Raw genomic sequence first — 12,728 nt, 5'->3', positions numbered from 1 at the left:
TGCTAAGTTATTTCGCTTTCTGCTTAATGCCAAACCGTTTAACAATGCTATCGGCAATTTCTTTTGCACTGTAATAGTCAATTCGAAACGAATTCACACCAAGACCATAAACTTGTCCTGTTTTGACCGAAGCCAAATTAGCGAGTACAGGATCCTTTAAGAATTCAGCCGCTCTGTGCTCTCCTGCACTTAAAAGAAATGTTGTGGGCGCAGTTAACTGCGTAATATTTTCATATTGTGCCCAAACAAAGTCCCCGGTTTTATTTGCATTATTATGCCAGGCAGGATCTGCCGACTCGATAGTAAACCCAAGCTGTGAAAGCAGCAAAGCATGTGGGCTTATGCTCGTTGATATGGGGTTAATGGTTCCTGGCCCCGCATAGCTGATAATATTAACCTTACCTTCAGGGATGGCAATTTTTGCCCGGCATTCAGCAAGATAATTATTAAAACCAGTAATTCTGGCCGCAACTTTATCTTCAAGCCCTGTCGCCTTGCCTAATTCAGTCGCCAAATCCTGCCATGTCTGTTTACCATAATCTAAGATAATCGTGGGCGCGATTTGTTTAAGTTGTTCTACCTGAGCATATGCGGAATCAGCGCCGCTCACAGAAACCACGATTAGATCGGGCGCGACAACATAAGCCATTTCCAGATCGATATTGCCGGCTGGCCAGAGCTTTTCAATTTTCCGCTCTTGAGCAACGTTGTCCCATTGAGCGAAAAATTTCCCATTCGTGGCCGTTGCACTCGCAACCACAGGCGCGTCAATTGATAACAGTATTCCGGTTATCGAAACAGTGGTCGATAAAATACGCTGGGGTTTCGTCGGAATAGTGGTGATAGTGCCATCAGTATTTTTAAAATCTCTTGGCCAGGAAAGGCTTTCTGTCTGAGCTGCATTTTTCGTGTTTGCAGCATAAACAGTCCCCCCAGATAGAGTGACCAAAGTAATTACCAAGCCATATACAAGGGTTAACATCGATTTCATTCTGGCATTCTCAGACAGTGATTGTGGATCTGCGATGCAGAAACCTCGCATACCCATTCAGATAATCCAAAGTGGACGTAATGTATCATTTTGTCTAATATCCGACAATGAGATTAATAATGATTATCATATACAATAACGTTGATCACGAAATACGTCACATTCTTGTTGTATCGCACAACAAATGTTTCATTTTCTCAGATATAAAACCAATTCAGATTTCAGCCAGAAACAATCAACGAAAAATGGTGATCAAACAGGAGAATGAATGTCATGGGAATAAATGGGCAATTATGTGTTGGCTTGTTCAGACGGGAATATTGTGACTCAACATTGCGTGAACACCTATCACAAACATAGAAGAAAATTTTATCTACTTTTTACTTTTTATTCTATTTTTCTATGATGAATCCATAAGGTTTACCCAATGTTAAACATCACTCAAACTTCTAGCTGGATGCCATTGACGCAGGCACAACAATATTACTGGCACGAGTTCAGCCTGCATTCCGAAAAAGTTGTTTCGACTGTCGCTCACTATCTTGATATTCAGGGTAATGTCGATCAAGAGGCACTTTGCAAAGCAATAACGATGGTGATTAGTGAAACAGATGTGCTCTCTGTCCGTTTTAAACGCCTTGAAGAAGAACGGCTTCCTTTACAACAACCGAATCAAGCCGCTACACCACAGTTAAAATTCATTGATTTACAGACACAGCCCGATCCCTTCAACACAGCGTTGCAACTTATGCGAGCCGATGTGGAATCTCCGCTGAATTTATTAACGCAACTGCTATCCGCTCAGTGGCTATTTAAATTAAGCGAATCTCATTATCTCTGGTACAACCGGGCTCATCATATTCTCCTTGATGGATTTGGTATAGCGCTCATTGAACATCGTTGTGCGCATTTCTATTCGTACTATCTTGGTAAAGCCAGTGCCGATGCTTCTTTTCACTCACTCAGCAGCTACCTGACTGAAGAACAAGAGTACGGTAACAGCGAACAATATAAAAAGGATCGCTTATACTGGCAAAATTATCTTTCATCCGCGCGCTTTCCAACTGTGGATATCGCCCGTGCCGACTATAGCACCAAACACCATTACACCAGTTGTGCGCTCTCCGGGGATATTGTCACAGGCTTAACACATTTATCGGCTGATACAGGTATCGCCTGGCCTGATCTGTTAGTGGTGCTTTCAAGCATCTACCTGCTTCACTATTTCGCTACACAGACACAAAATGGTGAATATTCAATGCCGTTATGGCTCCCCTATATGAATCGCCGAACCCGTTTCAGAACCAATACACCGGCATTAATGACGAATATCCTTCCCTTATTGATAAACACCAATCCGGATGAGACATTAGAAACCTTTTTGAAAAAAACAATCAACGCGCTTCATACTCAACGGACTCATGCCAGATATCGTATAGAACAGATCTTTTTAGATCATCAATTACCTCAAGATACCCGTTATTTATTTTCGCCACTCATTAACGTGTTACCTTTTGACTCTCCCAATTTTTTCGATTGCCAGGTTAAACGCCATATACTCACCAGCGGGCTCTATGATTGCTTTAGCTTTAACATTATCTATCGCGGGAAAGTAGATGCTGGAGAATTAATTGTTGATCTTGATGCTGATTCAGCAATGTTTGGTAAAGAAGAGGTTGAAAACCATCAGAAAAATCTGACTGATTTTCTACAAAAAGTGCTCACAGGAAACTCGCTTTTCCTGCCTGTAAAAGCGCTTTACTCATAGAATAAAAAATAACTTAATATATAAAGAACCGGGGTCAGACTCCGGTTCTTTAGAAAAACAGGTTAAATACTTTGTGAAAGCAAAGAAGAAACCTGCCGGGCATTTCTGCATTTAACTAACAGCTGAGGCGTCAGAATAACACCAAATTTTTCAGTGAGACGCCGAGCGATTTCTTTGAGATGCGAAGGCCTTAATCCCAGCGCTAAAAATTCAGAATCTTCATTCAAACCAGTTAACGGCTGCGCACCAATGGCATGCAAATAAATGCCGAGGATCAGTTGGTAATGTTCATCCTCTGCGCTGTTATTAACGCTTTGGTTCTCCGATATAACAGACTGCTTATCAGTCAAATTATCCGGCTTCGGTTGCGTAAAGAACGCCCTGATTTGGTGTCGATCTGTTTTACCGTTTGCAGACAAAGGAAACGCCTGAATATGAGCAAAACGCGTTGGTATATGAGAAACGGGTAAAAGCCCGTGAGAAAAATCCCGCCATTCTGAGGCGAGAATTTCCTGACCATTTAGCGTCGTATACATAGCGCCTAATGTTGCATCGCCATTCTGCTCATTTGGATAATCAACGACGACAATATGATTAATTTGTGGATGTTTACATAACTCACTTTCAATATCAGGCAGAGACACCCTAATTCCCCGAATTTTGACATAACCATTTACTCTGCTGGCAAAAATGATGGTGCCATCTTTTCGGTAATAGCCCTGATCCCCTGTTCTGAATGCTCTTAATTGTTCACCTGTAGGCGAGGTGATAGTGACAAAATCTTTTTGCACAACAAGACCATCTTCCAGATAGCCTAAGGCAAGATTGACTCCCGTAGTATAAATCCGGCCAGTCACAAACGCCGGGCAATGTTCATTGATATCATTACAGATAAAATATTGAGTCGCAGGCAGGGGTTTACCATAAGGAATAAGGCTGACATCCTCTGACGTAATTTCATGCCATATACTCCAAATCGTCGTTTCAGTCGGCCCTCCCAAAGAAAGCAATCGGATATCAGGATACGTCGCTCTAATTTCCTTGATGAGAGCAGGTTTAATATAATCACCGCCTTGCGCTATCAGTCTGAGGGAAGAGAGAGAATCCCCTTTTTGGCACGCAATTAACATTTCTAAAATCGCAGGCACTGAACACCAAATAGAAACTTTGTGCTTCGAAACCAGCCGATTCCAATGGATAGCATCTTTCTCTGCATGGGGTTCAGGGATAACCAGCGTTGCGCCAACAGTCAGTGATGCAAAGAGGTCGGAAACAGACATATCATGATGTAATGGCGTAACGGAAATAAACACATCATCCTGTTTAACCTCCCATTTATTCAGCGTTTGCCCGATAACATTAGATGTTGCCTTGTTATTGAGCACCACACATTTGGGCTTACCCGTTGTTCCCGAGGTATACAGATAATAAGCGGGCTCAATGCTATGACTCAGTGATGATAAAGTCTCTAAGGGAAGTAAAACGTTGTCAGAAACCGATGTGAGCAGCGTCTCCAATGTGACAGCTTTATCACTATTAAACTGTCCAGTACTCACAATGAGATCAGAATGGCAATTCGTTAGCAGATAATCCAGACGTTCAGAGGGAGAATTTACATCAATAGGCACCCAAATAATCCCCAAAAGCGCACACGCCATTGTTACCATCACATGTTCAGGACTACGAGGCAAACAAATCGCGACCACACTGCCTTTACGCATTCCACAGCGATTCAGGTTATTCACTATCTTTTGAACACGTTCCCCCAATTCAGAATAGGTAATCTGCTGCTCCCCACAGATAATAGCGGTTTTTTTTAATTTTCCCGTCAATAGGTTATCCGCAATACGAGACAGGAAATTTGAACAGATAAAATCACTGTCATTACCATTATCTTTGTAATGGTGATAATCAATCACCTCAGAAAAATCCACAGCGAGTTTTTCCTGACGGCAGATCAACGTTATTGCCTGAGTGATGGTTTGTAAAATATCCTGCACGATATTTTTTTCCAGCGCTTTTTCTGCATAATCAATGGATAACACCAAATTTTTATTCTGGTCCAGGGACAAACGAATATCCATCGCAACTTGCGGTGTCTGCGTTAATCCATCATAAAAAGAGACATCACCAGATGCAGACAATGTTTTCCATGACAAACCATTCGTTAACACAACAGGTAGCGCTAAACCTGTCTGATGTTGATTGAATATCAGCCTGTTAATATCAACGCCGGAAAAATCCAGATGTTCCAGAGAGGCAAAAATATCATTTTGAAAAGCTGTCGCTCTTTCTAAAAATGGCACCTGGTCTCTTTTAAAACAAACAGCGACAAATGAAGATTCATTACTGAACTGCATTTTCTGGGTGGGAATAGCAACGGGAACACCGAGACATAACCGACTATCTTGTGTCCAAAATGACATTATTTCCAGGATAATAGTAGACAAAATCGTATTTTGAAACAGACCATAAGATGAAGCGATTTTAGACAAATGATTCAACGTCGCGCTGGGAACGGTGACCTTCTCCCTTCTGTAGCGAGAGGATTTAATCGATTCTGGCGGTCTCTTCCAAGGTAACGTCGGTGGGCCGGAATATTCTTTCAGCTTTTCTGACCAATATTCAGTATCACTTTGCTTTTTCGAGTCAGAAGGCGGTTGAAGCAAATGAGCGATATTTCCCGTTGGCCTGGATCTTTTCCACTCATTCTCATCTTCCTCAAACAATTTAAACAAGATGAAAGAGATAGCGCTGCCATCCAAAATCAGTGCATCAAAGCTCACGAACACCACGGTCGTAAAAAAGTCATTATCCTCATCTTCTGGCTTTGCCAATTTAATGACCCAAATATGCCAGGGAGAGCGAGAAAGATCGTGGATTTTATGAGAATACGCCTGCCTCATCTCATCTATCTTTTGATAAGCCGCTGAACGCGGGATAGCAGTGAAATCAATTTCATCAAGATTCAGGATAATGGCATCGGAGACATGTTGAACCAATGAACTTTCATCTATATGGGTACGTAACGCATCATATTGCTGTACTAATTTGGTGAGCCGGGTCCTAATAACAGAAAACTCGATATGACCTCTGAATTCCCTGAAATCATGCATGGCAACACCACCCAGTGGTAATAGTTCACTTCGTCCTAGCAGGTACGCGCGTTGTAATGGTGTTAGTGCGGTATCCATGATATTTCCTCAATTTTCGATTGTGAGAAAGCGCAGAATCTAATTAATTAACAAGCTAAACATTTAACCTCTTTCAAAAAGAAAGATTACTTCTGTCGATTAAGGATTTTCACTAGTGCCTCAGCCGCCTTTTCAGCCGCTCCCCGCGATCTCAATGTCATTGTCTGCGCCAGTGCATTTAATGTTTGATGAGCCTTAATATCTTCAATCATCAGTCCTGCCTGTGGGATATATTTGTTAATAAATCCCGTTAATTCTTCTGCGACATCAGCATCAATATCCAATGCAGAAAGAGAAGTATGAGCATTGATATTTTCTTCATTCGTCAGCCGGGACAGCAAAATAATGAGCATTTGCTCAACACAAGAGGATGTCACCTTTTCAGTACCTACATCTTGATGCGAAGCAGAAAAATGAGATGAGAAAAAATAGTCCAAAGACTGGTTTATCAATTCAGGCGAACGAATGATCATCCGAATCAAAGAGAGATAGATATCAAACATTCTGCGGATATACAGTTCAGGGAAAATATCCAGACGAACATCCCAATTGACCAGAATTCCTTCATAAGCCGGCGCAACCTGAACATCCAAGGCAACCTGTGGCCCTTGCGAAATAACAAAGACCATTTCACCAAAAGCACGGGTTACATTTTCGGACAATAAATTATCGCCACTGATACCGAAACCGGAGGTAAAAACGATAGGCGAGATTTGCATGTTACCGTGGTATCGGGAGAGATCCCGCATAACACTGACGCCCGGATAGGCACGGTGAGAAAGGAGTAAAGCGATTTGATCAGCAAAACGATGGCATAACGCAATCACCGGCTCATGACGCTGTAATTCAACACTTAAGATAGATAAATCTGAAAAATCACCAACAATTTTGTCCACATCACTGAGGTAACTTTCTCGTTGGAACGTAGGCATATTTAATCTAAATTTATCAGACTGCGTACAAATCCCCACGGTACACGCGAAAAGAGACAAAAATAGTGTTGACAGCGTCATCTGATATTTTTTGGCGGTTGTCTTTAACGACAACTTTTCTTCTTTCGTCAGTTGAACCGCGAATCGATCACTAAAGTATTCTCCCTTTGGGAAAGGGCGATGAATATGAGGAAGTTTAGGGGCTGGTGGAATTTGCGCAATACGCGCACTCCACCATTTTTTATCGCGTTCACGTAAAGCTAATAAAGACTTATCAGCCTGCATCCGCTCCAAATAGTGAAAATAAGTGCTTCCTCCATTTTTCGGTTGATGGTCAGGCTGGTGATAAAATCGGGCCAAATCTTCCATGAGAATACGAAAGCTTTGCGCATCACCGGCAATCATGTCCAGGTCGATATGCAAACGAAAATCTCCATTCGTTAAAAGGGTGACACTCAAGTCGATAGATTGACCATGTTCAAGATCCAGTTTCTGGTGGGTTTTGCTTTTCCGTTTATTTTCCAGAAAATCAGCAATGCCTTTTTCATCACATATGCTGATATCATCAACGTGCAATCTGTCATTGGAAGACAGACTTTCTATGGTTTGCATGCCATCCGGTGTAACGCGTAATCGCAACATCGGATGGAGATCAAAGAGATACTGTACAGCAGTTTTCAACCGCTCAAGATCAAGCCCAGTACCATCAAACTCTGCATACAAATGTGCGGTAACACCACCCAACGTCTGTTCATATTGCCGGCCAACCCAATAAGCGGCCTGCATGGTCGTTAGCTCTCTCATTTAGTTTCCATAAAGTTTAGATCATCAGCTACAACAAGAATACGATTACAAATGATAATAAAAATTATTATTATTTGATAAATAAAGCAACATGAATATGAATTAGCCCGATGTTAATGATTAAGATTTATTGAAAATGTCCATACTTATTAATTAGATAAAACCACTTAATAAGCAGGTGAACCTTATTCAACAGAATTAAAGTCGAGAACACATCACCTAAAATCGATAAAAAAATTAATATATCCAATAAATTAATGTCCAATTTACAGCAATAAATAAATGGACCCTGTACAGCTGCTCCTCTAGCCTGATTAAATGCTATACATGAATAAGCCAATGGTTGAAAAACAGCCTTCAAATATGGATCATTTGACCAGAAGCCATTACTGTGCAGATCACCCATCAGCAATTTTACTTGATGGCTAATTTTTGGCTTAATGTGCTGTTATACAGAATTATTTACGAGGTCAAATTAAGTTATACAAAATAGTTATCAATACTAATATAGAAAATAATTATAATTATTTTCTTTTTCAGAATATTTTATTACCTTTTATTTCATAGGTAATAAAGTTCAATTCCTGTAAAAACCTGTCATCATGAGAACTAAAAATAACAACTTTCTCTTCTGCAAGAGAAATCAGCAACTCAATTAAAAATGTTATAGAATCTGAATCAAGGCCATTTGTTGGCTCATCAAAAATATAAACATCCGCATCGGTAATAAAAGCTGATGTCAATAAAAATTTCTTTTTTACCCCAAGTGACATTTGTCCATATTCAATGCCAGAATAATTAGATATGCCAAAACCATTTAAATAGTAATCTAATTGATGTTTTAGATTACTTTTCCTATAACGTTTACTTAAATTTATCACATCCATTCCCGTAATAAAGTTATAAAAGTTAACATTATCCGATATATAAAAGCCATGTCGCTGCAAACTAAACCGGTGCTTCTCTCCCTTTTTTATAAAGTTAACTATTCCTTTTTTAACCTTACTTACGCCAGCAATACTTGAAAGAAAAGTCGTTTTACCCGCCCCATTAATTCCCGCAATACGGTTTAATCCAATACAAAAATTACAATTGGCTCCTGAAAAAACAGTCTTACCATTAATAACAACTTCTAACCCAACAACTTCAAGCATAAATAACCCCTAAAAAAAATGCAAAAAAGAAAATGACACCAACAATAATAATTTTCGTGTATTGCGTTCTCAACAGAGAAATAAAAGAAACAATAATAGAAAGAAAAATATAAGATAAAAATATAATTACAGAAAAAGATTTAATAACAAGAAAGCAAAAAATAAAAAAACAAATAAAATAAAAAAACAAAGAAACACAATAATTAAAAAATAATATTTTATGCACAGATAAAAAATTTGACAAATATGAAAGATAATTTACTTCAATATATGAAAGATTATAGAACAACAACATACATATATATAAAACAACACTGGAATATATTAATAATATATAACCAGCTTTGTTTGGTATTTGAGAAAAAGCACTTTCACATAATAGATATAAAAGCAGAACAAACAACACCATAATAAGTACAGATATTTTATTTTTATTAAAAAAAGAACGAAGATTAATTATATAAGGCAACGAAAAAAATCTTAATGAAAATAATTTTTTATTTCTATTAATTATAGAACATGGTGTGAAATTCAAATATAATATCAATGCTACTAATGGAATAACTAATGTAAAAATCAAATCATATAATATTCCGTTCCTGAATGATGCCGCCAGAATAAAGAACACAGCAACAATAAAAAAATGTAAAAAACTTAACTCAAATAAGCAAAATCCAATTACAGCAAAAGAAACTATTAAAAAAAACACAGATGAAAAATAATGTAAAAAATTAACATTTTCGGAAAGAAAACCCATAAAAAAGAAAATAATCATCGGAAAAGCACTATAAATAAAAAAAACGACACGACAAAAAAACAATGTTTTTTTTCCTACCAAAGAAACGATGATTGAATTTTCCTTTGCAGAAGGAAAAAACCTTATGTTAATCAAGTAAAACACCATATATACTATTAAAGATATGGAAGAAAAATAAGATGATTTTATGTGGCTTTCTGGAAGAACAATATTATAAGATAAAGTAATTAAGACCTCAATGAGACCACTGAACTTTGCCGGAAGTAATAAGAAAAAAAGAAATATAATGACATTTTTATTCCCAGACGCAAATTTTTTTACCCTACCTTTATATTCCAAGGCATCAGCGATTATTAAATTCATACTACCCCTCTAAAACCAAAATCTAAATAATGTCCTTGGTGAATCTTTAGGAAATTTTGTCCTGGAATGCAAATACAAATAATTGCTGAACACAATACATTGATTTTTACTTAAACGCAATCGGTACTGATTTTCCTTTTGGTGTATAAAATCACTAATATCCATAAGCATTGCGTAAACATCTTCGGTACATTTAAATTTATTGAGTAATGGTGAAAATGATATTCCAATATTGTTTGATATTTTTAAAAATATCCTTTTTTGAAAAAATTTATTATTGGAAAAATGGGAAAGACATTCATCATGGAATAGTATATCAGATTTTTTTCCATATTTTTCAAAAATAAAGTTATAAACAGCATCTGAGTCAACTAATATACTATCACCACCTTCATAAGAAGGATTTTGACAATATAGTGCAACTATATTTGGCTGTTTTTCTTCATGCCCTTCATCTGTATGTACCGGTTGAGATAAATTTGATTCAAAAAACCATTTAGGGTTATCAACTGGTTTTATCGTTTCATATTCTTTAAGACCTCTATTCTTATAAGTAAGAAGTGGCCCAAATATGCTTTCGAGCCATAATGATATATCAGAAATATTTTGATCATAATGAAATTCAATTACATATATATCCCCATTTGAAAATACTTTGCCATAAATTTCCTTACTTAATCCAGGATCGATATTATCCTTACAGATATATTTTATTTTTTTATTATCGTATAATTCACTAAAATTATAATCATCAGAATTAATAATTCTCTTAACATTACTAAATAAAGGATAGTCATTGTATATCATTTTGTTTCCTTATAATGCTCAAATACATTCAATAAATGTAAAGATTCTTTAAAAATTTCTCTTGAACGCCCTGAAAACATATTTATATTTTCTTTAATAATACATGACATTTTTTTACATAATCTCACAATTCTATCTGTAGAACCATGATATTTTGCAGATGAGTTTAATCCAAACAATTGAGATCTAAATGAAAGAATCTCCACACCGACAATATAACTATGGAAAAGTAAGTATATGGGAAACATGTTATTACCAAAAACAGACTTAACCCCATCAACCTCTACATGAATTCCCTTAGTATCTTCATTCATATGTATATTGGCGATATCATCAATGAACAAAACCATATGGGTCAATTGATGAAAAACCAATTCAATAAAATCCTGATAATCAAATTCATCTTTAAAATCCATAGAAGCAAGACCAATTGTTTTTTGTGTCGTGCCATTTGTATATGAAGATAACTTATTTACAATAACAATTTTAATAATTCTGTTTATTAATTCATAGATTTTATCATATTTTGACAATGTATAGAGCCATTCATAGAAGACATTATTTACAATCATTGAATTAATCTTTTCCGAATTATTCGTATATTTATCTTTTAATGTAAGTAGGTGGTCGTAACAATATGGTAAAGCGCCTTCATATGAAGTTATAAGAGGAATGTCAGAATCAGGTATTCTATCAAAAACAGAGTATTTTATGAAAAATTCATTGTAATAATTAAAAGATGTACCACGTAAACCGATAGTTTTATTAATAAACTCAAGTATATTTTCGTACCCAATTATATAGTACATACAAACCTCAATTAAAGCTATCTAATATAATATTTAAAACAATGCCATTTATAGATTTATTTCCAATGGAAAATCTTATACTATCATCTGTGATCTTTGAGTAACCCAATGGAAAAACACTGACTTTTATTCCATTTCTAATCATTTTATCATTAAACAACTTAATACTATCAGCCTCTCCTGAAAAGAAAATAAAGTTAGCTTGACTCTTACTTACAACAATATCATTTAATTTTGACATTTTATTTATCATAACATCTCTATATTTCTTTACATTTGATATATTTTTCGTGTCAATTTTTTCTTCATTTATAATATCCAGAACTAATTTCATTTTTATATCACTTAATGAATACATCAAAGAAAACTTATTAATATATGAGATAAGGTTTGGATTAGAAAACAGATATCCAAAACGCAGCCCAGCAAAACCAATTTTAGAAAAACTACGGAGAACAATGAGGTTATCATATTCAGGAATAAGATTTAATATATTTGAACCTTGCGATGAATAAGCCACATATGCCTCGTCAATAACAACAGGACACTTACAATTTTCAACAATACATTTTATTTCATCTGCCCCAAATAACACACCGGTCGGATTATTTGGATTATCAATAATAATTAGTGAGTTTTCATATTGTTGGGACGCATGGATAAATGCTTGCACATTAAGGCTGAAATCATCATTTAGAGGAATTTTATGTACATCAACTCGGCATATGTTCGCCAATCTTGTAAACATAAAGAATGAAGGATCTGGGATTAATAGATTAGTTTTTTTTGTAGAAAAAGATAACAAAATGGTTTGAACCAATTCCAAAAGACCATTACCAAGCAAAATATTTTCATCATAATTGACACCATTAATTTCACATAATTTTCCTTTAATTACATTAGCATCGAAGCTAGGATAACGATTTATATTTATTTCTTTTAGATTATCAGAGTAAACTTTTGAGTCCAATTTTATCTGATAAGGAAACTCCATCAAACTTAAGTTATTATTGATTGGAGTAATACTAAAATCAGGAATTTCATTATACAACCCATCCCTATAAAAATAACGTCTTTTTATACACATAGTATTTACCATATCAGTAATTTAATAAACACTTCGCCCTATATCCAGAAAGGAAACAACAT

Annotated in this window: 9 protein-coding genes; 1 reads left to right on the top strand and 8 read right to left on the bottom strand. The window is 36.1% G+C overall.

Annotated elements, in window-relative coordinates:
• Positions 1–7: 7 nt before the first annotated feature.
• Complete coding sequence (gene fepB / locus PTE_RS20040; RefSeq protein ID WP_241826163.1) at positions 8–1,048, bottom strand: Fe2+-enterobactin ABC transporter substrate-binding protein; 1,041 nt, start codon at positions 1,046–1,048, stop codon at positions 8–10.
• A 370-nt stretch (positions 1,049–1,418) separates the two neighbouring features.
• Between fepB and PTE_RS20030 the strand changes: the two genes are divergently transcribed.
• Positions 1,419–2,759 (top strand): condensation domain-containing protein, encoded by a 1,341-nt coding sequence (locus tag PTE_RS20030; RefSeq protein ID WP_036849843.1) that lies wholly within the window; start codon positions 1,419–1,421, stop codon positions 2,757–2,759.
• Positions 2,760–2,821: 62 nt separating this feature from the next.
• Here PTE_RS20030 and PTE_RS20025 read toward each other — a convergent pair whose 3' ends face one another.
• From PTE_RS20025 to PTE_RS19990, 7 genes are all read right to left on the bottom strand, one after another.
• Positions 2,822–5,953 carry an amino acid adenylation domain-containing protein gene (locus PTE_RS20025; RefSeq protein ID WP_036849841.1) on the bottom strand — a complete coding sequence of 1,044 codons (3,132 nt, stop codon included), beginning with the start codon at positions 5,951–5,953 and terminating at the stop codon, positions 2,822–2,824.
• 86 nt (positions 5,954–6,039) lie between these two features.
• Positions 6,040–7,689 carry a condensation domain-containing protein gene (locus PTE_RS20020; protein ID WP_036849839.1) on the bottom strand — a complete coding sequence of 550 codons (1,650 nt, stop codon included), beginning with the start codon at positions 7,687–7,689 and terminating at the stop codon, positions 6,040–6,042.
• 536 nt (positions 7,690–8,225) lie between these two features.
• Positions 8,226–8,843, bottom strand: a complete 618-nt coding sequence (locus PTE_RS20010; protein WP_036849835.1) for an ATP-binding cassette domain-containing protein — start codon at positions 8,841–8,843, stop codon at positions 8,226–8,228.
• Positions 8,836–9,963 carry a hypothetical protein gene (locus tag PTE_RS20005; protein WP_036849834.1) on the bottom strand — a complete coding sequence of 376 codons (1,128 nt, stop codon included), beginning with the start codon at positions 9,961–9,963 and terminating at the stop codon, positions 8,836–8,838. The genes PTE_RS20010 and PTE_RS20005 overlap by 8 nt, the downstream gene beginning before the upstream one ends.
• A gap of 9 nt (positions 9,964–9,972) precedes the next feature.
• The gene (locus tag PTE_RS20000) at positions 9,973–10,770 is read right to left on the bottom strand and encodes a TauD/TfdA family dioxygenase (protein ID WP_036849832.1); all 798 of its coding nucleotides are present in this window, start codon (positions 10,768–10,770) and stop codon (positions 9,973–9,975) included.
• A complete protein-coding gene (locus tag PTE_RS22970; RefSeq protein WP_051477479.1) occupies positions 10,767–11,579 on the bottom strand; it encodes a hypothetical protein in 813 nt (270 codons plus the stop codon). The genes PTE_RS20000 and PTE_RS22970 overlap by 4 nt, the downstream gene beginning before the upstream one ends.
• Positions 11,580–11,586: 7 nt before the next feature.
• Positions 11,587–12,666, bottom strand: a complete 1,080-nt coding sequence (locus PTE_RS19990; protein ID WP_036849830.1) for a pyridoxal phosphate-dependent aminotransferase — start codon at positions 12,664–12,666, stop codon at positions 11,587–11,589.
• Positions 12,667–12,728 lie beyond the last annotated feature (62 nt).

It is taken from the genome of Photorhabdus khanii NC19 (assembly GCF_000517265.1).
Lineage (GTDB): Bacteria > Pseudomonadota > Gammaproteobacteria > Enterobacterales > Enterobacteriaceae > Photorhabdus > Photorhabdus khanii.
Note: the sequence above shows the minus strand (reverse complement) of the source record. Positions and strands in the feature narration are given on the sequence as shown.

Bases quoted from the DNA above. Each gene is read 5' to 3' on its own strand.
- PTE_RS20025 (WP_036849841.1), bottom strand. From the start codon at position 5,953: ATGGATACCGCACTAACACCATTACAACGCGCGTACCTGCTAGGACGA.
- PTE_RS19990 (WP_036849830.1), bottom strand. From the start codon at position 12,666: ATGTGTATAAAAAGACGTTATTTTTATAGGGATGGGTTGTATAATGAA.
- PTE_RS20020 (WP_036849839.1), bottom strand. From the start codon at position 7,689: ATGAGAGAGCTAACGACCATGCAGGCCGCTTATTGGGTTGGCCGGCAA.
- PTE_RS22970 (WP_051477479.1), bottom strand. From the start codon at position 11,579: ATGTACTATATAATTGGGTACGAAAATATACTTGAGTTTATTAATAAA.
- PTE_RS20005 (WP_036849834.1), bottom strand. From the start codon at position 9,963: ATGAATTTAATAATCGCTGATGCCTTGGAATATAAAGGTAGGGTAAAA.
- fepB (WP_241826163.1), bottom strand. From the start codon at position 1,048: ATGGGTATGCGAGGTTTCTGCATCGCAGATCCACAATCACTGTCTGAG.
- PTE_RS20030 (WP_036849843.1), top strand. From the start codon at position 1,419: ATGTTAAACATCACTCAAACTTCTAGCTGGATGCCATTGACGCAGGCA.
- PTE_RS20010 (WP_036849835.1), bottom strand. From the start codon at position 8,843: ATGCTTGAAGTTGTTGGGTTAGAAGTTGTTATTAATGGTAAGACTGTT.
- PTE_RS20000 (WP_036849832.1), bottom strand. From the start codon at position 10,770: ATGATATACAATGACTATCCTTTATTTAGTAATGTTAAGAGAATTATT.